This window comes from Siccirubricoccus phaeus, from assembly GCF_008360935.1.
GTDB classification, from domain to species: Bacteria; Pseudomonadota; Alphaproteobacteria; order Acetobacterales; family Acetobacteraceae; genus Siccirubricoccus; species Siccirubricoccus phaeus.
Genome location: NZ_SRXO01000005.1, coordinates 155,025 through 176,122, shown reverse-complemented (window position 1 = coordinate 176,122; position 21,098 = coordinate 155,025). Strand labels below are relative to the sequence as shown.

At 72.6% G+C, this 21,098-nt stretch carries 16 protein-coding genes and 1 pseudogene; 10 read left to right on the top strand and 7 right to left on the bottom strand.

The window, feature by feature from the left end; genetic code table 11:
* Positions 1-58 precede the first annotated feature (58 nt).
* A complete protein-coding gene (locus E5N76_RS09180) occupies positions 59-1,726 on the bottom strand; it encodes a thiamine pyrophosphate-dependent enzyme (protein WP_149536993.1) in 1,668 nt (555 codons plus the stop codon).
* Positions 1,727-2,209: 483 nt separating this feature from the next.
* Here E5N76_RS09180 and E5N76_RS09175 point away from each other — a divergent pair, with 483 nt between their 5' ends.
* Entirely contained in the window at positions 2,210-3,238 is a 1,029-nt protein-coding gene (locus tag E5N76_RS09175) for an LLM class flavin-dependent oxidoreductase (protein WP_187830073.1), read from the top strand.
* A 249-nt stretch (positions 3,239-3,487) separates the two neighbouring features.
* Here E5N76_RS09175 and E5N76_RS09170 read toward each other — a convergent pair whose 3' ends face one another.
* The gene (locus E5N76_RS09170; protein ID WP_149536991.1) at positions 3,488-4,882 is read right to left on the bottom strand and encodes a PleD family two-component system response regulator; all 1,395 of its coding nucleotides are present in this window, start codon (positions 4,880-4,882) and stop codon (positions 3,488-3,490) included.
* 131 nt (positions 4,883-5,013) lie between these two features.
* On the opposite strand from E5N76_RS09170, the gene E5N76_RS09165 reads away from it, so the two are divergent.
* Positions 5,014-5,616, top strand: a complete 603-nt coding sequence (locus tag E5N76_RS09165) for a class I SAM-dependent methyltransferase (protein ID WP_149536990.1) — start codon at positions 5,014-5,016, stop codon at positions 5,614-5,616.
* 469 nt (positions 5,617-6,085) lie between these two features.
* Here E5N76_RS09165 and E5N76_RS09160 read toward each other — a convergent pair whose 3' ends face one another.
* The 3 genes from E5N76_RS09160 to E5N76_RS09150 form a co-directional block, all read right to left on the bottom strand.
* On the bottom strand, positions 6,086-6,724 hold the full coding sequence (locus tag E5N76_RS09160; protein WP_149536989.1) for a VOC family protein: 639 nt from the start codon (positions 6,722-6,724) through the stop codon (positions 6,086-6,088).
* A 35-nt stretch (positions 6,725-6,759) separates the two neighbouring features.
* Positions 6,760-7,467, bottom strand: a complete 708-nt coding sequence (locus E5N76_RS09155; RefSeq protein ID WP_149536988.1) for a glutathione S-transferase N-terminal domain-containing protein — start codon at positions 7,465-7,467, stop codon at positions 6,760-6,762.
* Between the two features lie 225 nt (positions 7,468-7,692).
* Entirely contained in the window at positions 7,693-8,775 is a 1,083-nt protein-coding gene (locus E5N76_RS09150; RefSeq protein WP_149536987.1) for a methyltransferase domain-containing protein, read from the bottom strand.
* Positions 8,776-8,979: 204 nt separating this feature from the next.
* Here E5N76_RS09150 and E5N76_RS09145 point away from each other — a divergent pair, with 204 nt between their 5' ends.
* The 3 genes and pseudogenes from E5N76_RS09145 to E5N76_RS09135 all read left to right on the top strand — a co-directional run.
* The gene (locus tag E5N76_RS09145) at positions 8,980-9,315 is read left to right on the top strand and encodes a hypothetical protein (protein WP_149536986.1); all 336 of its coding nucleotides are present in this window, start codon (positions 8,980-8,982) and stop codon (positions 9,313-9,315) included.
* On the top strand, positions 9,312-10,403 hold the full coding sequence (locus tag E5N76_RS09140) for an extracellular catalytic domain type 2 short-chain-length polyhydroxyalkanoate depolymerase (protein WP_149536985.1): 1,092 nt from the start codon (positions 9,312-9,314) through the stop codon (positions 10,401-10,403). Before E5N76_RS09145 ends, E5N76_RS09140 begins: the two co-directional genes overlap by 4 nt.
* A gap of 30 nt (positions 10,404-10,433) precedes the next feature.
* Positions 10,434-10,700 (top strand): annotated as a pseudogene (locus tag E5N76_RS09135) (nuclear transport factor 2 family protein); the annotation flags it as partial.
* 121 nt (positions 10,701-10,821) lie between these two features.
* Here E5N76_RS09135 and E5N76_RS09130 read toward each other — a convergent pair.
* Positions 10,822-12,006 carry a pyridoxal-phosphate-dependent aminotransferase family protein gene (locus tag E5N76_RS09130; RefSeq protein WP_149536983.1) on the bottom strand — a complete coding sequence of 395 codons (1,185 nt, stop codon included), beginning with the start codon at positions 12,004-12,006 and terminating at the stop codon, positions 10,822-10,824.
* A gap of 147 nt (positions 12,007-12,153) precedes the next feature.
* Between E5N76_RS09130 and E5N76_RS09125 the strand changes: the two genes are divergently transcribed.
* The 3 genes from E5N76_RS09125 to E5N76_RS09115 are packed head-to-tail and all read left to right on the top strand — an operon-like array spanning position 12,154 to position 16,615.
* Positions 12,154-13,143 (top strand): quinone oxidoreductase family protein, encoded by a 990-nt coding sequence (locus E5N76_RS09125; protein WP_149536982.1) that lies wholly within the window; start codon positions 12,154-12,156, stop codon positions 13,141-13,143.
* On the top strand, positions 13,140-16,046 hold the full coding sequence (locus E5N76_RS09120) for an FAD-binding and (Fe-S)-binding domain-containing protein (RefSeq protein ID WP_149536981.1): 2,907 nt from the start codon (positions 13,140-13,142) through the stop codon (positions 16,044-16,046). The genes E5N76_RS09125 and E5N76_RS09120 overlap by 4 nt, the downstream gene beginning before the upstream one ends.
* On the top strand, positions 16,043-16,615 hold the full coding sequence (locus E5N76_RS09115; RefSeq protein WP_149536980.1) for a DUF924 family protein: 573 nt from the start codon (positions 16,043-16,045) through the stop codon (positions 16,613-16,615). Before E5N76_RS09120 ends, E5N76_RS09115 begins: the two co-directional genes overlap by 4 nt.
* A gap of 186 nt (positions 16,616-16,801) precedes the next feature.
* On the opposite strand, the gene E5N76_RS09110 is transcribed toward E5N76_RS09115, so the two are convergent.
* On the bottom strand, positions 16,802-17,293 hold the full coding sequence (locus E5N76_RS09110) for a septal ring lytic transglycosylase RlpA family protein (RefSeq protein ID WP_149536979.1): 492 nt from the start codon (positions 17,291-17,293) through the stop codon (positions 16,802-16,804).
* 90 nt (positions 17,294-17,383) lie between these two features.
* Between E5N76_RS09110 and E5N76_RS09105 the strand changes: the two genes are divergently transcribed.
* Entirely contained in the window at positions 17,384-18,373 is a 990-nt protein-coding gene (locus tag E5N76_RS09105) for an RluA family pseudouridine synthase (RefSeq protein ID WP_149536978.1), read from the top strand.
* Positions 18,374-18,456: 83 nt separating this feature from the next.
* Positions 18,457-21,096, top strand: a complete 2,640-nt coding sequence (locus tag E5N76_RS09100; RefSeq protein ID WP_187830072.1) for an AsmA family protein — start codon at positions 18,457-18,459, stop codon at positions 21,094-21,096.
* The last annotated feature ends 2 nt before the right edge of the window (positions 21,097-21,098 follow it).

The window sequence follows — 21,098 nt, the reverse complement described above, 5'->3', positions numbered from 1 at the left end:
TCCCCTCGCCAAAGGCCGAAAGGCCTTTGGAAACCTTGAGTTGGGCCTAGCGGGTAACTCAGGCCTTGGCCGATTGCGCACGCATTTGTGCAATGGTCTGGCGGTTCGTCACCTGCTCGGGGTTGGTGCGCACCTCCACCACGGCGGGCTTGCCGCTGGCCATGGCGCGCTGCACGGCGGGGACGAGCTGGTCCGTCGCCTCCACCACCTCGCCATGGCCGCCGAAGCTTTCGATGAACTTCGCAAAGTCCGGGTTGGTCAGCATGGTCGCGGAGACGCGGCCCGGATAGTGCCGCTCCTGATGCATGCGGATGGTGCCGTACATGCCGTTGTTGAAGACCAGGATCACCGGCGCGGCCTTGGCGTGGAAGGCCGTCGCCAGCTCCTGCCCGGTCATCAGGAAGCCGCCATCGCCGACGAAGCCGATGACGGTGCGGTCCGGATGGGTGATCTTGGCGCCGATCGCCGCCGGCACGGCATAGCCCATGGCGCCGTTGGTGGGCCCCAGGAAATCCTGGCCCTCGCTCACATGCATGAAGCGCGTCGGCCAGGTGGCGAAATTGCCGGCATCGGTGGTGAAGATGGTGTCCTTCGGCAGCGCCTTCTCCAGCGCCTGCAGCGCGACGGCCAGGTTCAGCGGCCCCTCATACTCCGGCGCCTTGGCCTGGGCCTCGCGCGCCGCGCGCAGCTCGGCCCGCCAGCCGCTCCAGGCCGGCTTCGCCACCGGCTTGGCCGCCTTGGCCGCGAGCGCGAAGGCGTTGAGGTCCGCGGTGATGCCGAGCGCCGGACGATAGACCCGGCCGATCTCCGCCTGCTCCGGATACACATGCACGATGGGCGTCGCACCGGCCATGTCGAACAGCGTGTAGCCCTGGCTCACCGGCTCCCCGATGCGGGTGCCGATGGCGAGGAACAGGTCGCAGCCCTTCGCCGCCTTCACCAGCCCGGCATCCGCGCCGACGCCGAGATCGCCGACGAAATTCGGATGGGTGCCGTCGAACAGCCCCTGGCGGCGGAAGCTGACGGCCACCGGGATGTCGTTGGCCACCAGGAAGTCGCGGATCGCGGCGCGGCCTTCCGGCGTCCAGCGGCTGCCGCCCAGCACCGCGAGCGGCTTCTGCGCCTTCCCCAGCAGCTCCATCAGGCGGGGGATCGCCTCCGGCGCCGGGTGCGGCGGCAGCACAGGGGCGGGGGCGAGGTCCTGCACCACCGCCATCTCCCGCTGCATCTCCTCGGAGATCGCCACCACCACCGGGCCGGGGCGGCCGGAGGTGGCGACGTCGAAGGCATGCGCCATCAGCTCCGGGATGCGCGCCGCGTCGTCGATCTGCGTCACCCACTTCGCCAGCGGGGCGAACATCTTGCGGTAGTCCACCTCCTGGAAGGATTCGCGATCCGTCTCCTCGAAGGGGATCTGGCCGACCAGCAGCACCAGCGGCGTGCTGTCCTGGAAGGCGACATGCACGCCGATCGCCGCATGGCAGGCGCCGGGGCCGCGCGTCACCACCGCGACGCCGGGCTTGCCGGTCAGCTTGCCATAGGCCTCGGCCATGTGGACCGCGCCCGCCTCGAACCGGCAGGTGGTGGTGGCGATGCGGTTGCGCTGGGCATAGAGCCCGTCCAGCAGGTCCAGATAGCTCTCCCCGGGGACGCAGAACACATGCTCCACCCCCTGGGCCACCAGCGCATCCGCCAGGATATGCCCGCCGAGCCTCGCTTCCGCCATCTGTCGCTCCCCCGGTCCTTACGATCCGTCCGGGCTGGTCTAGCGCGGCGCGGGCGGGGCGTCACCCGTGAGCGCTGCCCCCGGACGCCGCAGGGGGCGCTGCCCCCTGCACCCCCGCCGGGGGGTGGACCACCCCCCGGACCCCGGTGTGAGTCGGCAGGTTCAACCATCGTGTCGGAACTCAGACCGGGATCCGGGAGGTGGTCCAGTCCTCGGTGGGAGCTGGCGGCGCTGCCGCCGACGGGCAGTGCTGCCTGGCAAAGGTTGGGGGCGGAGCCCGCCGCTCGCCTCGTCATCCCTCCATGCGCCGCAAATCGCGATGGCATCCGCCGGCGTCAGCCTACCCGGCCCCGCTGCCTTCCGGCCGCGAAGGCGCGGAACATCGCCGGCGCCCGCTGCGCCAACGTCGGGAGGCGCGCCGGCCGAAAGGCCCCTGGCAATCATCAGCCCGGACCCGGCTGCCCTACCGGCCGGAATTGCGCCATGCTGGGGCCAGCACGGGAGGATGAATCCATGAAGGTCGGGCTGTTCCTGAACACCCAATTCCCCGAAGGCGACAGCCTGCCGGCGCGGCTGCCGGAGCTGGTCGCGCAGGTGCGGCTGGCGCGCCAATCCGGCTTCGCCTCGCTCTGGTTCCCGGACCACTACATCATCGGCCCGGTGCAGATGCCCCAGCCCATGCCCCTCCTCGCCTGGCTGCTGCGGGAGGCGGAGGGGATGGTGGTCGGCCCCAACATCCGCATCCTGCCCCTGCTGAACCCGGTGATGGTGGCGGAGGAGGCGGCGACGCTCGATCTGCTCTCCGGCGGCCGCTACGTCCTCGGCGTCGGCCTCGGCTACCGGGAGGCGGAGTTCACCGCCTTCGACATCCCGCTCAGCGAGCGCGCCGCCCGCTTCGGCGAGAGCATCGGCCTGATGCGCAAGCTCTTCACCGGCCAGCCTGTGACGCATGCGGGGAAATTCTACACCGTCCGCGACGCCGCGCTGAGCTGCCCGCCGGTGCGCCCCGGCGGCCCGCCCATCTACGTGGCGGCAACCGTCGAGGCAGCGGTGAAGCGGGCGGCGCGCATCGGCGATGCATGGCTGATCGTGAACGCCGCGACCATCGAGAGCGTCTCGGCGCAGATGGCCGTCTATCGCGCCGCCCTGGCGGAGACCGGCCGCACCCCGCTGGAATACCCCATCGCCCGCGAATGCTATGTCGGCGAGAGCCATGCCACGGCCTTCGAGGAATGCCGCGAGGCGCTGCGCTACAAATACGCCGCCTATGCCGCCTGGGGCCTCGGCGGCGGCCAGGCGGCGCCGACCGATGAGGCGATGTTCGGCATGCCTTTCGCGCAATTCGTGAAGAACCGCTTCATCATCGGCGACAAGGTCTCGGTGAAGGAGGAGGTGGCGCGCTACCGGGAGACGCTGGGCGTGGACCACTTCATCATGCGCGTGCAATGGCCGGGCCTCTCGCAGGAGAAGACCCTCGGCAGCATCCGCCGCCTGGGCGAGATCTTCGCCTGAGCCCCCGGGGGCCGGCATTGCCCGGCGGCACGGCCCGGCGCCCGCGGGTGGGCGCGCTGACCGGCCCGAGCCCGCGCAGGCAGCGCCGGCCGGCGCCTTGCACGGGTCGCCGATCGGCCCCGCTGGTATCGCAACCGGGGTCCGGGGAGCGGTCCGACCCCCGGCGGCCGATCGGCGGCGCTGCTGCCAATGGAGGCAGCGCCCCTGCCGGAGGTCCGGGGGGCGACGTCTCCAACCTCCTCCCGCGCCTCAAAGCCGCCGCGGCGGCCCCTGCCCGGCCGCGGCGCCCAGGACGTAATCCTCCGGCTGCGCCAGCTCCACCCGGTCCCGCCCCCGGGCCTTGGCCCGGTACAGCGCGGCATCCGCGGCGTTGATCGCCGTCGCCACCGTGCTGCCGGCCGGTGCCATGGCCAGGCCGATGCTGGCCGTCACCCGCAGCTCCAGCCCGCAGGCCGGGATGGCGGTGCTGGAGAGCGCCAGGCGCAGCCGCTCCGCCACGTTCAGCGCGTATTCCTGCGGCGCCCCGGCCAGCACCGCGAGGAATTCCTCGCCGCCATAGCGCGCCACCACGTCGGCGGCGCGCAGATGCGCCTTCAGCCGCTGCGCCACCTCATGCAGCGCGGCATCGCCGGCAGCATGGCCATGGCGGTCATTGATCGGCTTGAAGCGGTCCACATCCAGCAGCAGCACCGCGGCGTCGCCGGCGCGCAGCACCCCTTCCAGGTGGCGCAGCACGTAGCGGCGATTGCGCAGCCCGGTCAGCGTATCCGTCACCGCAAGCTGCAGGGAGCGGTCCAGCTCCTCCCGCAGCATTTCCTGGTAGCGCTTGCGGCGGATCTGGTTGCGGCTGCGGGCGCGCAGCTCATTGGCGTCCACCGGGCGCAGCACATGGTCGTTGGCGCCCAGCTCGAAGCCGCGCAGCACCACGTCCCGCTGCGCCCGGTCCGCCACCAGCAGCACCGGCAGGTCGCGCGTCGCCCCCTGGGCGCGCAGGCGGGAGGCGAGGCGCAGCTCCTGCGCCCCCGGCCCGGCCAGGCAGATCACCGCCAGGTCGAACCGCGCCATCGCCAGCGCCTCCAGCGCCGCCGCCCCGGCCGCGCTGCGCGCCTGGATGCCGTCCGCCGCCAGGGTGGCGCCGATCGCCGCCGCTTCCTCGGCATTCTCCGAAACCACCAGCACCCGCGCCCCGGCCACCCCGGCCTCCGGATCCGCCGGCGGGTCGAAGCCCAGGTCCCGCGCCGTCTCGGAGCGCAGCCGCCAGGCATCCTGCACCTGTTTCACCCGCAGCAGGGCACGCAGCCGGCCGAACAGCGTTGCATCGTCCACCGGCTTGGAGAGGAAATCATCCGCCCCCGCTTCCAACCCCCGCACCCGCTCCGCCTGGTCCACCAGGGCGGTGACCATGACGACGGGGATATGGGCGGTGGCAGGGTCGGCCTTCAGCCTGCGGCAGACCTCGTAGCCGTCCATCTCCGGCATCATGACGTCCAGCAGAATGACATCCGGCGCGGAACGGGCGACGGCGGCCAGCGCTTCCCGCCCCGATGCCGCCAGCGCGACGTCGTAATATTCGTTCAGCAGCTTGGCTTCCAGCAGCCGCAGATTGGCGGTGATGTCGTCGACAACGAGGATCCGGGCGGTCATGTGACCGGTCCGTGAAATCTGTGTGCAGGGGCTGCTACACTGGCCGACGCCCCCTCCCCCACCCGCATCCCTGACCCTAGTGGTGCGGGGCGGCCGGCGAGCGGGCCGGATGAACAGCAACGGAGAGCACCATGTCGGGATGGACGGCAAGCCGGTCGGAGCGGGCGGAGGGAGGGTCCAATGCCCTGCTGTTCTTCCGGCGCTGGCTGGCCAACCCGCTGCAGATGGGCTCCGTCATTCCTTCCTCCCCCGCCCTCTGCCGCCGCATCGCGGCGCTGGTGGAGCGCCGGGCGGACGAGGTGGTGGTGGAGCTCGGCGCCGGCACCGGCGTCGTCTCCCGCGCCCTGCTGACAGCCGGCGTGCCGGCCGAGAAGCTGGTGGTGGTGGAGATCGTGCCGGAAATGGCCGAGCACCTGCGGGATTCCCTGCCCGGCGTGCAAGTGGTCTGCGGCGACGCCTTCGCGCTGCCGGAGGCGCTGCCGGAACGGCTGCACGGCAAGATAGGCACGGCGATCTGCGGCATCCCCCTGGTGCTGCTGCCGCTGGAGCAGCAGAAGCGCTTCGTCGCGGCCGTGGAAAGCGTGGCGCCGGGGCGTGGCTTCCTCCTCTACACCTACTGCGTCACCTCGCCCCTGCCCTATCGCGCGTTGGGGCTGACGGCGCGGCGCGAAGCCTGGACCCCGCTGAACTTCCCCCCGGCGAGCGTCTGGCGGTACAGGCCGGAAGCCAGATGAGCGGCGAAGCGGGCGCGTGGCAAGCGGCGTTTTGCCCGCAGCCTCCGCCTCCGCCTCGGAACCCGGCATCACCACGCCTCAGGACAGGGCACGGAGGAGGCAATTCCACCGGCCGGTCGGCGGGCTGGATACCATGGTTTCCCAGCCCGGTAGAAGGGCGGCGGGCGCATCGGGGCGGCCACGCAACAAAAATAGGAGTGACCGGCGCAGGGCGCAAGAAGCCACGCGGCGCCGGGGGAGGGCGGGCGGGACGCGGCGCGGCCCGCAGCACCTGACGGCACCGTTCCGCCCCGGCTTGCGGCGCGCGCGGGCGGCTCGCGGACCGGCCGGGGCGCCCGCCCGCCGCCCGGGCCCGGCCCGCCGCATGGCGCCGGCGGTCCCGCCGCTGCCGCCTGCCCCGCCGCGGCGGCGCCGCAGCCCTGGTCACGCCCTCGCCGGCCCATCGCGGGATGCTTTCCGGAACCGGTCCTCATCCCGAGGAGAGCGCGACCTCCGTGCCATCCGCCCGGCGCAGCCGCGCGACCAGCCTGGCATGCGGGCCGGGGCGGAGCTTCACGGCATCCTCCAGCCCACGCTCGGCCAGCGCCGCCTTCACCGCATCCACCTCCGGATGCTCCGCCTCCAATTGCACCAGCCGCACATGGCTGTCCGGCAGCCGGGCGGAGGCGCCCTCCCCCTGCCACTGAATCAGGGCGGGGATGAGGTTGTCCATGTCCTGGCGCTGCGGCGGGAAGGCCATGCGCCAGGAGAGGTCGCCGCGGCGCATCGCCACCACCTTCCCGCCCCGGTGGCCGAGCCTGGCCACCACCGCATCCAGCACCGGGGTGCGGGCCACCCAGGCGATGAGCCGTGGCTCGGCTTCCAGCGCCAGGCGCAGGCTGGGGTCGTCCAGGTCGAAGGGGCGGGCATGGGCCGGCTCAGGCTGTGCCGGGTCCGGCGCGATCACCTCCAGGTACACGCCGCTGCCGAGGCCGAGTAGCATGTTGTGGGTGCCGAAGCCGGGATGCTGGCCGCCCGGCCGGGGCCGCACGCCGAGATGCTGCTCGACGAAGGCGGCGCCTTCCTCCAGGGTCCGCGCGCCCAGCACGATGTGGTCGATCTCGGCCATGGTCCCGGTCCCCGATCCTCTCCCTGGCGGCGCGCTCAGCGCACCGCGAATTGCGTCCTGCCGAACATCACCTCGCGCTCGGCATCGGTGATGGCGCCGCGGCGCTGGCGCTCCGCCAGCACGGCGACGCCGCGCTGCACCGCCGGGCGCGCGGCGATGGCATCATGCCAGCGCTGCAGGGCAGGGTAATGCGCCAGATCAATTCCCCGCCGTTCCGGATTGCGGATCCAGGGGAAGGTGGCGATGTCGGCCAGGCTGTAGTCAGGCCCGGCCAGCCAGGCGCTCTCCGCCAGCCGCTTCTCCAGCACCCGGTGCAGCCGCGCCACCTCGCTGGTGTAGCGCTCGATGGCGTAGGGCAGCTTCTCCGCCGCGTAATTGGCGAAATGGCCGTACTGGCCGAACATCGGCCCGACGCCGCCCATCTGGAACATCAGCCATTGCAGGCAGCGGTAGCGCGCCTCGGGCGCCGGCGGCAGCAGGGCGGAGCCGGCCTTCTCCGCCAGGTAGAGCAGGATGGCGCCGCTCTCGAACAGGGCGAAGGGCTTGCCCGCCGGCCCCTCCGGATCGACGATCGCCGGGATCCGGTGGTTCGGGGTGATGGCGAGAAATTCCGGGCGGAATTGCTCGCCGGCGCCGATGTTCACCGGCACCACCCGCCAGGGCAGGCCGAGCTCCTCCAGCAGGATGTGCACCTTGTGGCCGTTCGGGGTCGGCCAGGTCCAGACATCGATGGGCGCCGCCATGGCGGGTCTCCTGCGGTCCGGCGGGAAGCATGGGCTGCGGCGCCGGCGCGGTGCAAGCGGCGCCGCCCTTGCCGCCCGGTGTCCCCCATTGCCGGCGGCCTCGGCCGCACGCCATTCCTTGCCCGCACCGGCCCGGCCTGCCCGCACCGTTGGCCGGCAGGCGAAACGGCGCGGACCGGAACCAGTGGCCCGAGAACGAACTCGCAGGACTTCGGAAGCGGGACACTAGCCCCCCTTTCGGATCGCGAGGCCGATCGAGGTCGTCACGTAGCGCCCGACCTTCAGCTTCAGATGCGGCAGGGCATAGGGCGGCAGGTCCACATGCTCGTCCAGCTTCTCCGCCCCCGGGTGGAAATTCAGCGGCAGCGGCGCGTGGCCCGCCGCCACCAGCCGGGCCATCAGCGCCTCCACGTCCCGCTTGCGGTAGAGGCAGAGATTCGCCGCCTCGAAAGTGTCCTCATTGGAGGAGAGGTTGAACTCCGTGGTGTGGATCGCGAGACCGCCCGGCCGCAGCGTGGCCAGGCTCGCCTCGACGAAGCGCAGCCCGTGCTCGAGCGAGCCGAGATGCTCGAAGGCGCAGGAGGACCAGCAGAGATCGAAGCCGGTGAGGCCGGCCGGGATGGCGTTCATGTCCACCGGGGCGAAGCGCACCTGCCGGTGGAAGGCGGCATTCTCCACGATGCCCGGCCGTTCCAGCCCGCTCAGCCCCTGGGCGTGCTGGCCGGTGCTGTCCCAGCCCTGGCCGGCGATCAGCTCCGCCGGCGCATCCGTCGCCAGCACCTGTAGCCCGTGGCGGGCAAAGAGGGCCGGCAGCGGCTCCTGCCCCACCCCGAAGCCGAGGGCCTTCACCCCCGGCTGCAGCATCCCCTGCAGATCCGCCACCGCGGCGACGTAGCAGAATTCCCAGATCTTGCGGTGCTCCTGCGGCGGCAGGCCCAGCCGGGCGCACCAGCTTGCGAAGGCCGGGCCGCGCAGCTGCGCCGCGGTGCAGAGCTGGGAGACGGGGAAGTTCAGGCTCGGCGGGGCGAAGCGGGCGGGAATGCCGGCCGGCGGCGGCTCCAGCAGGAAGAGCGGCGCGGCATAGGCGGCGGAGGCGGGTTGCAGCGATTCGTAATAGGCCTGGAACTCCCCGGTGAGGGAGAAGGCGCGGCGGACGGATTCCAGGCTCGGGTGGCCGCGGTGGAATTGCACCTCCGCCTCGTCCGTCGGCTCGCGGCCGATGAAGAACCGGATGGCCCAGAGCGCTGCGTCGCGCTCCACCAGCGGGCGCGGCGGCGGTGCCTCCTCCCCGTCTCCGGCCGCGCTCATCCTGCCTCCCCGCGGCGGGCCGGGGCGCGCAACCCCTGGTTGGTCCTGGCCATGCGCATCATCTCCTGCTGTGGCGGCAGTCTTGGCGGTTTCCCGGCCATGCCGCAACGGCCGGAAGGGGCTGCGGCGGCACCGCCGGCGGGCCTATCCTGGCGCGTCGGGCTTCGGCGGGGGCGGGAGATGGCGGGCGGGATCGCGGGAGGAATGTCGGCCTTCGGCCGGCTGCTGGCGCTGCAGCAGGGTAATTGGGCAGCGCTGGTGGCGGCGCAGCGCAGCGCGCTGGAAGGGCTGGTGGAGCTCTGCCAATGGCCGGCGCCGCTGCCCCTGCCCGCCCCGCCGCGCGATGCCGGCAGCGCCATCGCCGCACCGATCGACGCGGCCCGCGCGGCGCTGGAACAGGGCACCGCCCAGGCCCATGCGGTGCTGGAGATCGCCGGGCGGCGGAATGCCGAGGTGGCGGAGATCCTCCGCAGCCGCACCCTGGACGCGCTGGAGGAATGGCGGGGGCTGCTGCTGGCGGCGGGCGGGCTCGGAAGATGAGGTGGCTCGGGCTGTTTCTCGGCGCGCTGCTGCTGGCCCGGCCGGCGGCGGCGGAGGCGCCGCTGCCGCGGCTCGGCGCCGATGCGGCGCAGGTGACGGTCTCCGGCCTGTCCTCCGGCGCCTTCATGGCGGCGCAGCTCCATATCGCGCATGCAGAGGGGATTGCCGGCGCGGCGATCATCGCCGGCGGGCTCTATGGCTGTGCGGTGGAGAGCCTGGATGCGCGGGGGGTGCTGCGCTCCCTGGTGGCGCTGGCGACCGGGCCCTGCATGCGCGTGCCGGCGCGGCTGCGGCCGGCGGAGGCCTATGCCGATCTGGCGCGGCGGCTGGCGGAAGCGGGGCGGATCGACCCGGTGGCGGCGCTGGCGGGGGCGCGGCTCTACGCCTTCACCGGCGACGCCGATACGGTGGTGCGCAGCGAGACGGTGCGGCGAGCGGTGGCGCTGTACCGGGCGCTGGGGGTGCCGGCAGAAAGCATCCTGGTGCATGACGGCGCCCTGCCCGGCGGGCACCCCGGCCATGGCTGGGTCACCGAGGCGGCGGGCGGCGCCTGCCCGGCCGAGGCCCCGCCCTTCGTGAATGATTGCGATTTCGACCTGGCCGGAGCGCTGCTGCAGGCGCTGTACGGGGCGCTGGCGCCGAAGGGGAAGGCAAGGGAGGCCGGGCTGATCCGCTTCGGCCAGGCGGAATTCGGCCCTGGCGGTCCGCAGCGCCGGCACGGGCTGGGCGAGGTGGGCGCGATCTACGTGCCGGAGGGCTGCGGCGCGACGGCGCCGGGCTGCCGGCTGCATGTGGCGCTGCATGGCTGCCGGCAGTCGCTGGAGGCGGTGGGCGAGGCCTTCCTGCGGCAGAACGGGCTGAACGACTGGGCGGAGAGCAACCGGATCATCGTGCTCTACCCGCAGGCGGCGGCGAGCTCCACCCGCGACTTCCAGCCGCCGCGGCTGACGGATGCGTTCAACGCCAATCCGCAGGGCTGCTGGAATTGGTGGGGGTATGGATACGATTCGGAATACCTGACGAAGGAAGGCGTCCAGGTGCGGGCCTTGTGGGGGATGGTGCAGCGGGTGACGGGGCGGGGGAATTGAGGCTGGCGTCGCGGCCTCGGGCGCGATGCCTACGCCGCCGAGATCGCGCAGGTCCAGCGGGATCGCCCGGGCATCCGGGTGGTGGTCTATGACCACTCGTTCAAGGGCGACCGGGCCTGGTTCCGGTTCGCCTTCCATTGGACCGACCCGGCGAGCGGCGAGGCCCGCAGCCGGGCCGGGATGCAGGCCTACCGCATCGAGGATGGCAGGCTGGTCGAGACCTGGCTGTCCATGCAGCCCCTGGGCTCGAGCTGGACGGGCAAGCCGCAGGAGCGTTGGACCAGCCCACCGCCGTAAGGCTTGGGTTCGCGGCAGGGTCGTCGGGTCTGAAGCTCATGGTTTCCAAAGGCCCTTCGGCCTTTGGCGGATCGGACGCACTGCGTCCGATGGTCGAGGAGGGCAGAGCCTTCCTCGATCCTCAGGCGTTGCCGTTGAGATACCCCATCGCCGCCTGCACCCCGCCCGGCTTGTGCGGCACCCCCGCCGCCGCCAGCCCCATCTCCACCCCGCCCAGCGTGCCGATGAGGGAGAGCGGCCCGAAATCTCCGAGATGGCCGATGCGGAACACCCGGTCGTTCAGCTGCCCGAGGCCGTTGCCGAGCGACATGTTGAACTTCTCCAGGATCGTCGCCCGTAGCGCATTGGCGCTGTGCCCTTCCGGCACCCGCACCGCGGTCAGGGAGGAGGAATAGTGCCGCGGCTCCTCGCACTGGATCTCGAGGCCCCAGGCGCGCACCGCGCGGCGGGTCGCCTCGGCGAAGCGGTCATGCCGGGCGAAGACGCTTTCCAGCCCTTCCTCCAGCAGCATGTCCACCGCCGCGTCCAGCCCGTAGAGCAGGTTGGTTGCCGGCGTGTAGGGGAAATAGCCGGTGGCGTTGGCCGCCAGCATCGGCTTCCAGTCCCAGAAGCTGCGCGGCAGTTTTGCGGTCTCGCTGGCCTTCAGCGCCTTCTCGCTGATGGCGTTGAAGGAGAGGCCGGGCGGCAGCATCAGCCCCTTCTGGCTGCCGGCGACGGTGACATCCACGCCCCACTCGTCATGGCGGTAGTCGATGGAGCCGAGCGAGGAGATGGTGTCCACCAGCAGCAGCGCCGGGTGGCCGGCGGCGTCGATCGCCTTGCGCACCTCGGCGATGCGGCTGGTGCAGCCGGTGCTGGTCTCGTTGTGGACGACGGCGACGGCCTTGATCTCGTGGTTGCGGTCCTCGCGCAGCCGCGCCTCGATGCCCGGGGCGTCGGCGCCGCGGCGCCAATCGGTCTGGATGAACTCGGCTTGCAGGGACAGCCGCTCCGCCATCTCCCGCCAGAGATGGGCGAACCAGCCGGTCTCGCACATCAGCACGCGGTCGCCGGGGGAAAGGGTGTTGCACAGCGCGGCTTCCCAGGCGCCGGTGCCGGAGGCGGGATAGATGACCACCGGCTGCTCGGTCTTGAACACCGCCCGGAGCTTGTCCAGGAGCTGCTTGCCGAAGCGGCCGAAATCCGGGCCGCGATGGTCCATGGTCGGGTTGTCCATGGCGCGCAGCACGCGGTCCGGGACGTTGGTCGGGCCCGGGATCTGCAGGAAATGCCGGCCGGCGGCGGGCTTCGACTGGTAATAGGCCATGGGGCCCTCCCTTGCTGCCGGGGTTATGGCGCGATCCATGCGGGATCGCCAATGAGATCCCCTTGTTAGATTGATGAGGATTATAGATCGGACAGGACGCAGCGCCGCCGATACTCTGCCGCCAGCCCAAGGTGAGGAAAGCTGGCAATGGCCCTGGCGATCATGCTCCGCGACCATGGCGGGCCGGACATGTTGCGGCCGGAGGCGGTGGAGCCCGGCCGGCCCGGCCCCGGCGAGTTGCGCCTGCGGCAGACCGCCATCGGGGTGAATTTCCACGATTGCTATGTCCGCTCCGGGCTCTACCGCACCCTGCCCCTGCCCGGCGTGCCGGGGATCGAGGCGGCGGGGGTGGTGGAGGAGGTGGGGCCGGGCGTCACCGGCTTCGCCCCGGGCGACCGCATCGGCTACGTCACCGGCGGCTACGGCGCCTATGCCTCGGCGCGGCTGCTGCCGGCGGCCCAGGCGCTGCGCCTGCCGCCCGGGGTGACCGACCGGCTGGCCGCCTCCGTGCTGCTGAAGGGGCTGACGGTGGAGATGCTGCTGCGCCAGGTGCATCGCGTCGAGGCCGGGCAGACCCTGCTGGTCCATGCGGCGGCGGGCGGGGTCGGAAGGCTGCTCTGCCAATGGGCGGCGCATCTCGGCGCCACGGTGATCGGCACGGTGGGCTCGGCCGCGAAGGAGGCCATCGCCCGCGCCGCCGGCTGCCGCCATGTCATCCGCTACCGGGAGGAGGATTTCACCGCCCGGGTGCGGGAGATCACCGAGGGGCGCGGCGTCGATGTCGCCTATGATTCGGTAGGGCGGGACACCTTCGAGGGCTCCCTCGCCTGCCTGGCGCGGCGCGGGCATCTGGTGAATTTCGGCCAGGCCTCCGGCCCGGTGCCCGCCTTCGAGGTTGCGCGGCTGGCGGCGAAGTCCAACAGCCTGTCGCGGCCGATCGTCTTCCACTACATCGCGGAGCGCTCGGCGCTGGAGGTGGCGAGCGCGGCGCTCTTCGCCCTGCTCGGCAGCGGCGCGGTGCGGGCGGAGACGGGGCAGGCCCTGCCGCTGGCCGAGGCAGCGCGGGCGCATGAGCTTCTCGAATCGCGGCAGGCCGAGGCTCCCCTCATCCTGCTGCCGCAGGATTCCGACGCATGAATGTCATCACCGAGACCCGCTCCCGCATCGGCGACAGCGCCCTGGCGGCCAGGCTGCGGCGCGAGACGGCGGGCGAGGTGCTGTGGAGCGCCGCCGATCGCGGCCGCTACGCGACGGATGCCAGCATCTACCAGATCGAACCTGTGGGCGTGCTGGTGCCGCGCAGCCTCGCCGATGTGGAGGCGGTGCTGGCGATCTGCCGGGAGGCGGGCATCCCGGTGCTGCCCCGCGGCGGCGGCACCAGCCAATGCGGCCAGACGGTGAACCGCGCCCTGGTGCTGGACTGCACGAAATACCTGAACCGCGTGCTGAGCGTGGAGGACGGGACGGCGCGGGTGGAACCCGGCATCACCCTCGGCGCGCTGAACGCGGCGATCGCGCGTACGAAGCAGTTCTTCCCGGTCGATCCCTCCACCTGGCAGCGCTGCACCATCGGCGGCATGGCCGGCAACAATAGCTGCGGCAGCAAATCCATCCGCTACGGGCTGATGGCGGACAACGTCACCGCCATCGACGCGCTGCTGGCGGATGGCGGCCGCTTCCGCTTCGGCGAGCTGCCGGACAATCTCGGCGCCGAGGTGCCCGCCGGCATTGCCGACCTGATCCAGCGGCTGCGCGCCCTCGGCGCGCGGGAGGCGGAGGAGATCGCCGCGCGCTTCCCGCACCAGCTCCGCCGCGTCGGCGGCTACAACATCGAGAGCCTGACGCCGGCGGCGCGGGCCGAGGGCCGCGGCAACCTCGCCCGGCTGCTGGTGGGCAGCGAGGGGACGCTGGCCTTCTCGGCGGCGCTGGACCTGCGGCTATGGCCGGTGAAGCCGCGCAAGGTGCTGGGCATCTGCCAGTTCCCGACATTCCGCCGCGCCATGGATGCCGCCCAGCATCTGGTGACGCTGGACCCGGAGGCGGTGGAGCTGGTCGATCGCACCATGATCGATCTCGGCCGAAGCATCCCGCTGTTCCGCGCCACCATCGACCGGATGCTGATCGGCGAGCCGGACAGCCTCCTCATCGTCGAATTCCATGGCCAGGAGGATGGGCCCCTGCTGGCGGCGCTGAACCGGCTGGAGGAGATGATGGGCGATCTCGGCCTGCCCGGCCAGGTGGTGCGCGCCACGGAAGCCGGCTTCCAGGCGGCGATCGCGGAGGTGCGCGAGGCCGGCCTCAACATCATGATGAGCATGAAGGGTGACGGAAAGCCTGTCTCCTTCATCGAGGATTGCGCCGTCTCCCTGCCCGATCTCGGCGACTATACCGAGCGGCTGAACGGCGTCTTCGAGAGGCACGGCACCAAGGGCACCTGGTACGCCCATGCCAGCGTCGGCTGCCTGCATGTCCGCCCGGTGCTGAACATGAAGGACCCGGGCGACGTGCGCCGCATGCGCGCCATCGCCGAGGAATGCTTCGCCCTCGTCCGCGAATACAAGGGCAGCCATAGCGGCGAGCATGGCGACGGCATCGTCCGCTCCGAATTCAATGAACCGATGTTCGGCCCCCGCATCGCCCGCGCCTTCGAGACGGTGAAGGATGCCTTCGACCCGGCCGGGCTGCTGAACCCCGGCCGCGTGGTGCGGCCGCCGAAGATGGATGACCGGACGCTGTTCCGCTACTTCCCGGAGTACAGGGCGGACGACGCCATCACCCCGGTCCTCGACTGGTCCGCCTGGCCCGGCCCGCAAGGCGGGCTGCTGGGCGCCGTTGAGATGTGCAACAACAACGGCACCTGCCGGAAATTCGATGCCAACGTCATGTGCCCCAGCTACCGGGTCACGAAGGACGAGCAGCATCTGACGCGCGGCCGGGCCAATACCCTGCGCCTGGCGCTGACCGGGCAATTGCCGGGCGGCCTCGCCTCGGATGCGGTGCAGGACGCGCTGGCGCTCTGCGTCTCCTGCAAGGGCTGCAAGCGGGAATGCCCGACTGGCGTGGACATGGCGAAGCTGAAGATCGAGGCCATGGCAGCGCGGGCCAGGGCGCGCGGCCTCTCGGCCAAGGACCGGCTCATCGCCACCATGCCGCGCTGGGCCCCCTACGCCGCCATGCTGCCGGCGCTGGCCAATGCTCGCGAATGGCTTCCCGGCCTGCCGCGGCTGACGGAACGTTTCCTGGGCTTCGCCGCAGACCGCCACCTGCCGCGCTTCCGGCGTGACGCCTTCCACGATGCGGAACTGCCGGCACCGAGCGGGCGGGAGGGCGAGGTCATTCTCTACCCCGACCTGTTCAACCGCTATTTCGAGCCGGCGAATCTCCGCGCCGCCGCCCGCGTGCTGTCCGCCGCCGGCTACCGCCCCGTGGTGGCGCGCCCGCAACGCGGCGCCAGGCCGCTGGATGAGGGCCGCACCCTGCTGGCCGCCGGGCTGGTGGAGGAGGCCCGCGCCGAAGCCCGCCGCACGCTGGAAGCGCTCGCCGCCTTCCCCGCGCCGGTCGTCGGGCTGGAGCCTTCCTCCCTGCTCACCCTGCGCGATGAATTCCCCAGCCTGCTGCCCGGCGCAGCAGCGGAGGCGCTGGCCGGCCGCGCCCTCCTGCTCTCCGAATTCCTGGCGCGGGAAAAGCCGAAACTGGCGCTGAAGCCGGTCGCGCCGGCGGCGCATCTGCATGGGCATTGCCACCAGAAGGCCTTCGGCGCCTTCCCCGCCGCCGCGGCCATGCTTTCCATGGTGCCCGGGCTGAAGGTGCAGCCCATCGCCTCCTCCTGCTGCGGCATGGCGGGCAGCTTCGGCTATGAGGCCGCGAATCTCGCCACCAGCAAGGCGATGGCGGAGCTTTCCCTGCTGCCCGCGGTGCGCGCCGTGCCGGCGGGGGAGCTGATCGTCGCCGACGGCACCTCCTGCCGCCACCAGATCAAGGACCTGGCGGGGCGGGAGGCACTGCACGGCATCCGCGTATTGGAGATGGCCCTGGCATGAGCAGCCCCGAAGCAATCCTCGCCTTCTGGTTCCAGGGCGACCGGCACGGGTTCCGGGAGCGCTGGTTCACGCCGGACAACGCCTTCGACGCCGCCATAGGCGCGGGTTTCGGCGCGCTGGTGCCGGCGGCGCGGGATGGCGCGCTGGATGTCTGGGCGGAAACCCCGGAGGGCGCCCTCGCCCTGCTGCTGGTGCTGGACCAATTCCCGCGCAACCTCTTCCGCGGCGATGCGGCGGCCTTCGCCGGGGACGCCCATGCCCGCGCCGTCGCCCGCCGCGCGGTGCTGCAACGGCGCTTCGACCTGCTCCTGACGCCGACCGAGCGCTCCTTCCTCTACCTGCCCTTCGAGCATGGCGAGGCGATGGCGGATCAGGATCTTTCCGTCGCGCTGTTCGAAGGGTTGCGGGACGCTCCCGTGCATCGCGCCCCCGGCGGCACCATCGACTATGCTTGGCGCCACCGCGCCGTCATCCGGCGCTTCGGCCGCTTTCCCCATCGCAATGCCGCGCTGGGCCGGGACAGCACGCCGGCCGAACGGGCCTGGCTCGCCGCTGGCGGGGGCTTCTGATCCGGCGGTTCGGGCCGCCGCATCAGCAATTTTGTGCCTTTCGGCCGGGGGCGCGTGGCGTCTAGAGCGGGATCGGTTGAGCTGCGCTCACCCGCCCCGCTCTAGCTCATTGTCCGGTCGCGTGATTCACGGTTTCGGTCGATTCGACCTCAACCGATCACGCTCTAACGCGGGGGCAAAGCCCCTCTACCGCTGCGCCACCCTCTGGTTGCCCGCCGGCACCTCGATCGGCCGCACCTCCACCGGCACCACCCCCTGCTCCCGCATGCCCAGCTCCCGCGCCGTGCGCGGCGTCAGGTCGATCACCCGCCCCCGCAGATGCGGCCCGCGGTCTTCCACCTGCACCACGGCGCTGCGGCCGTTCCGCAGATTCGTCACCTGCGCCCGCGTCCCCAGCGGCAGCGTCCGGTGGGCCGCGACATTGGAATTCGGGTTGAAGCGCGCGCCATTCGCCATGCGCCTGCCGTTGAAGCGCGGGCTGTAATAGCTGGCCCGGCCGCGCTGCACCTGGGGTTGCGGCCGTGTCGCCGCCCGGGGCTGGGCCTGGCTCGGCCGCCGGGTCTCTGCCCCTCGCGCATGCCGCTCCGCCGCATTGGCCTGGGATAAGGGGCCGTGCTCGACACTCGCGCCGAGGACGGCCAGGGCCAGCAATGCGGCCCATCCGGTCTTGCGTGTCATGGCGGTCCGATACGCGCGGGGGCTGGAAAGGTTCGGCCCGCGTTGGTCGTTTCCCCCGCCGGTGGGGGCGGTGCTAAGCCTCCTTCCACCATGACCGTGCAGACCCTCACCATCCCGGAGGCGGAGGCCGATACCAGGCTCGACCGCTGGTTCCGCCGCCGTTTTCCGCAGCTTACCCAGGGGGCGCTGCAGAAGATGCTGCGCAGCGGCCAGATCCGGGTGGATGGCAAAAGGGCGGAGGCGAATACCCGCCTGCAGGCCGGCCAGGCCATCCGCATCCCGCCCCTGCCGGAAGGCCCCGCCCCGAAAGCCGAGCCGAAGCCCGTTTCCGAGCGCGATGCGCGCGAGCTGGAGCGGATGGTGCTCTACCGGGACGAGAGCGTGCTGGTGCTGGACAAGCCGCATGGCCTCGCCGTGCAGGGCGGCCCCGGCATCGCCCGCAACCTGGACGCGATGCTGGATGCGCTGCGCTTCGATGCGGAGGAGCGGCCGCGCCTGGTCCACCGGCTGGACCGCGACACCTCCGGCGTGCTGCTGCTGGCCCGCAGCGCCGCCGCCGCGGCTTTCCTCGCCAAGGCCTTCCGCGGCCGCGACGTGGAGAAGACCTATTGGGCGGTGGTGGTGCCGCAGCCGGAGGCGACGGAGGGCCGCATCGACCTGGCCCTGGCGAAGCAGGGCGGGCCGCGCGGCGAACGTACCGTGGCGGTGGACGACCCCGGCCAGGGGGTCCGCGCCATCACCGATTTCCGCACCCTGGATGCGGCGAAGCGCCGCGTCGCCTGGCTCGAACTCAAGCCGCTGACCGGCCGCACCCATCAGCTCCGCGTGCATTGCGCCGAGGGACTCGGGACGCCGATCCTGGGCGATGGCAAATACGGCGGCGCCGCCGCGCATCTCGAAGAGCTGCCCAGCCAGCTCCATCTGCATGCCAGGGCGCTGCGCCTGCCGCATCCGGAAGGCGGGGTGCTGGAAGCCGCGGCGCCCTTGCCGCCGCATATGCGGGATACCTTCGCCTATTTCGGCTTCGAGGTGCCGAAGACGCCGAAGCCGCGGCGCCTGGCGGCGCCAGGGAAACGTTGAGCGGAAGACGTTGAGCGGAACGCGCCGCGCCGGAAGCGCGGCGCCGAACCGCCGGGCGGAAACGCCGAACGCGGGAGAGAATGATGGCCGGGACGCAAGGGAAGCGCCGAATCTGGCTGCGCTGGGTGCTGCTGGGCCTCGCCGTGCTGGTGGTGGTGCCGGTCGCCGGCGTTGCCGTGCTGCTCGCCACGCTGGATCTCAACGCGCAGAAGCCGCGCATCGCCGCCGCGGTGCGGCAGGCGACGGGGCGGGAACTGACCCTCGCCGGCCCGATCAGCCTGAAACCCTCCCTGGTGCCGACCCTGGCGGTGGAGCAGGTGGCGCTGGCGAACCTGCCCGGCGGCTCCCGCCCGCAGATGCTGGAAGTACGGCAGGCGGAGCTGGAGCTGGCCCTGCTGCCGCTGCTCTCCCGCCGGGTGGAGGTGCGGCGGCTGGTGCTGGTCGGCCCCGACATAGTGCTGGAGACGGACAAGGACGGCCGGCCGAATTGGGCCTTCGCGCCGGAAGGCGGCGCCCCCGCCGCGCCCCCCGGCCAGGTTACGGTGCCGGCCGAGCCGGGCGGCGGGCCGGGCTTCCAGGTTTCCGTGCAGCGGGTGGCGATCACCGAGGGCAGGCTCACCTGGCGGGACGGCGCCAGCGGGCAGAGCCGGGTGCTCGCCATTCCCCGCTTCGAAGCCAGCGCCCAGGGCGGCCCGATCGGCTTCGGCGGGGAGCTGGCGCTGGACGGCACCGCCTTCCGCCTCAGCGGCGAGACCGGGCCGATGGAGGCGCTGTTCGGCGCGCCCGCCGCTACCCCCCCCGGCACCCCCTGGCCGGTGAAGCTGGCGCTGGACGCCGCCGGGGCCAGGCTGGCGGTCGATGGCAGCCTTGCCGAACCCCTGGCCGGGCGCGGCTGGCGCGGCGCCATCAGCGCCCAGGTGCCGGTGCTGGAAGCGCTGGCGCCGCTGCTGCCCGGCGTCACGCTGCCGCCGCTGCACGGCATCGACCTGGCGGCGAATGTGGCAGAGGCGGCGGGCGCCCCCGGCGGCTTGCCGACGATCTCCGGCCTACGGCTGACGGTGGGCGAAAGCGCGCTGGACCCGCTCTTCCCTGGGCTGAAGCTCGCCGCCGCCAGCCTCGCCCTGCCGCAGCCCGACCAGAACGGCCAGGTCGAGCTGCGCGGCAGCCTCGGCGCCCTGCCCTTCACCCTGGCGGGCACGCTCGGCGCCCCCGCCCCGCTGCTGGCCGGCAGACCCGGCCCCTGGCCGCTGGACCTGACCCTGACCGCGGCGAATGCCGAGGCCAGGATCCAGGGCGCCATCGCCGAGCTGGCGAAGCTGGCCGGGGTGGATCTGGCCCTGAGCCTGAAAGTGCCGGATCTGGGGCCCTTCGCTGCCCTGGCCGGCACGCCCCTGCCGCCGGTGACGAATATCGCCCTGCAGGCCAGGCTGGCGGAGCGCGATCCGGGCTTCGCCAATGGCGCGGTGCTGCGCGGGCTGCACCTCACCTCTTCGGCCTTCGACGCGGCGGGCGACCTCACCGTGCAAAGGGCGCCGCGCCCCGGCGTCCAGGGCTCGCTGGCCTCCAGCCGGATCGACCTGGACGCGCTGCGGCCGCCGCCTTCCCCGGCCCAGCCGGGCGCCGCCGCCCCTGCCCCGCCCCGCCCCGCCGCCGCCGATGGCCGGGTGATCCCGGACCTGCCGCTGAAGCTGGACGCGCTGAGGGGCTTCGATGCCGGGCTGCGCTGGGAGATCGGCGAGCTGCACACCGGCGGCGTGGCCATCCGCCAGGTGCAGCTCGTCCTGCAGGCGGAAGCGGGCCGCGCCCAGCTCCACCTGCCCGGCGCCACCCTGCCGGGCGGGCAGCTCGCGGCCCGGCTCAATGCCGATGTCACCCAGGATCCGCCCCGCCTGGCGGGCGCGGTCTATTCCGAAGGGCTCGACCTGCCGCCCTTGCTCGCCGCGCTGGGCGCCCCCGCCGGCACCGCCGGCAGGCTGGAAATGGATATCGACCTGGCCGGGCGGGGCCGCGACCTGCGCGCCGTGGCGGGCAGCGCCGATGGCCGCATCGCCCTGGCGCTGACCTCCGGCCATGTGGAGCAGGGCTCGGGCAGCGCGCTGGCCCGGGCGATCGGCGAGCTGCGCCAGGCCGTGCCGCAAATGGCCGGCATCGCCCAGGGCCGCATCGAGATCGCCTGCGCCGCCGCCCGCTTCGCGGTGCAGGAGGGCGTCGCCCACAGCCAGGCCCTGCTGGTGGATGGCAGCCTGGGCAAGGTCGGCGGCGGCGGCACCGCCAATCTCCGCGACGAGACCCTGGCGCTGCGGCTGGAGCTGGACCTGGCGCTCCCCATCCCCGGGGTGAATCTGGTGCGCATCCGGGCGCCGGTGCCGGTCACCGGGCGCTTCGCCGCGCCCCGGCTGGACTACGGCGCGGCGGCGGGCAGCGGCGTGCTGGGCACGGCGGAAGGGCTGCTGCGCACCCCGAGCAACCTGGCCGATGGGCTGCTCGGCGCGCTGGGCGGGCCGCGCGGCGCGGTGCCGGGGGCGGGCGGCAACCTGCCGGAATGCGGCCCGGCGCTGGCCACGGTGCGCGGCGGCCGCGCCGGCCCGGTGCCGCAGAGCGCCGCGCCGCGCGCCCCCGCCAGCCCCGCCGCGCCGGGCACCAGCCCGCAGACCGGCCAGCGCCCGGGCCAGGACCAGGGCGAGGCGGCGCAGCAACTCCTCCGCGGCTTGTTCGGGCGTTAACG

What these genes read in the sequence shown, in the direction of transcription:
- E5N76_RS09125 (WP_149536982.1), top strand. Translation starts at nt 12,154, where the DNA reads ATGGCCCTGGCGATCATGCTCCGCGACCATGGCGGGCCGGACATGTTG.
- E5N76_RS09155 (WP_149536988.1), bottom strand. Translation starts at nt 7,467, where the DNA reads ATGGCGGCGCCCATCGATGTCTGGACCTGGCCGACCCCGAACGGCCAC.
- E5N76_RS09100 (WP_187830072.1), top strand. Translation starts at nt 18,457, where the DNA reads ATGGCCGGGACGCAAGGGAAGCGCCGAATCTGGCTGCGCTGGGTGCTG.
- E5N76_RS09120 (WP_149536981.1), top strand. Translation starts at nt 13,140, where the DNA reads ATGAATGTCATCACCGAGACCCGCTCCCGCATCGGCGACAGCGCCCTG.
- E5N76_RS09145 (WP_149536986.1), top strand. Translation starts at nt 8,980, where the DNA reads ATGTCGGCCTTCGGCCGGCTGCTGGCGCTGCAGCAGGGTAATTGGGCA.
- E5N76_RS09105 (WP_149536978.1), top strand. Translation starts at nt 17,384, where the DNA reads ATGACCGTGCAGACCCTCACCATCCCGGAGGCGGAGGCCGATACCAGG.
- E5N76_RS09140 (WP_149536985.1), top strand. Translation starts at nt 9,312, where the DNA reads ATGAGGTGGCTCGGGCTGTTTCTCGGCGCGCTGCTGCTGGCCCGGCCG.
- E5N76_RS09130 (WP_149536983.1), bottom strand. Translation starts at nt 12,006, where the DNA reads ATGGCCTATTACCAGTCGAAGCCCGCCGCCGGCCGGCATTTCCTGCAG.
- E5N76_RS09115 (WP_149536980.1), top strand. Translation starts at nt 16,043, where the DNA reads ATGAGCAGCCCCGAAGCAATCCTCGCCTTCTGGTTCCAGGGCGACCGG.
- E5N76_RS09150 (WP_149536987.1), bottom strand. Translation starts at nt 8,775, where the DNA reads ATGAGCGCGGCCGGAGACGGGGAGGAGGCACCGCCGCCGCGCCCGCTG.
- E5N76_RS09160 (WP_149536989.1), bottom strand. Translation starts at nt 6,724, where the DNA reads ATGGCCGAGATCGACCACATCGTGCTGGGCGCGCGGACCCTGGAGGAA.
- E5N76_RS09170 (WP_149536991.1), bottom strand. Translation starts at nt 4,882, where the DNA reads ATGACCGCCCGGATCCTCGTTGTCGACGACATCACCGCCAATCTGCGG.
- E5N76_RS09175 (WP_187830073.1), top strand. Translation starts at nt 2,210, where the DNA reads ATGCTGGGGCCAGCACGGGAGGATGAATCCATGAAGGTCGGGCTGTTC.
- E5N76_RS09110 (WP_149536979.1), bottom strand. Translation starts at nt 17,293, where the DNA reads ATGACACGCAAGACCGGATGGGCCGCATTGCTGGCCCTGGCCGTCCTC.
- E5N76_RS09165 (WP_149536990.1), top strand. Translation starts at nt 5,014, where the DNA reads ATGTCGGGATGGACGGCAAGCCGGTCGGAGCGGGCGGAGGGAGGGTCC.
- E5N76_RS09180 (WP_149536993.1), bottom strand. Translation starts at nt 1,726, where the DNA reads ATGGCGGAAGCGAGGCTCGGCGGGCATATCCTGGCGGATGCGCTGGTG.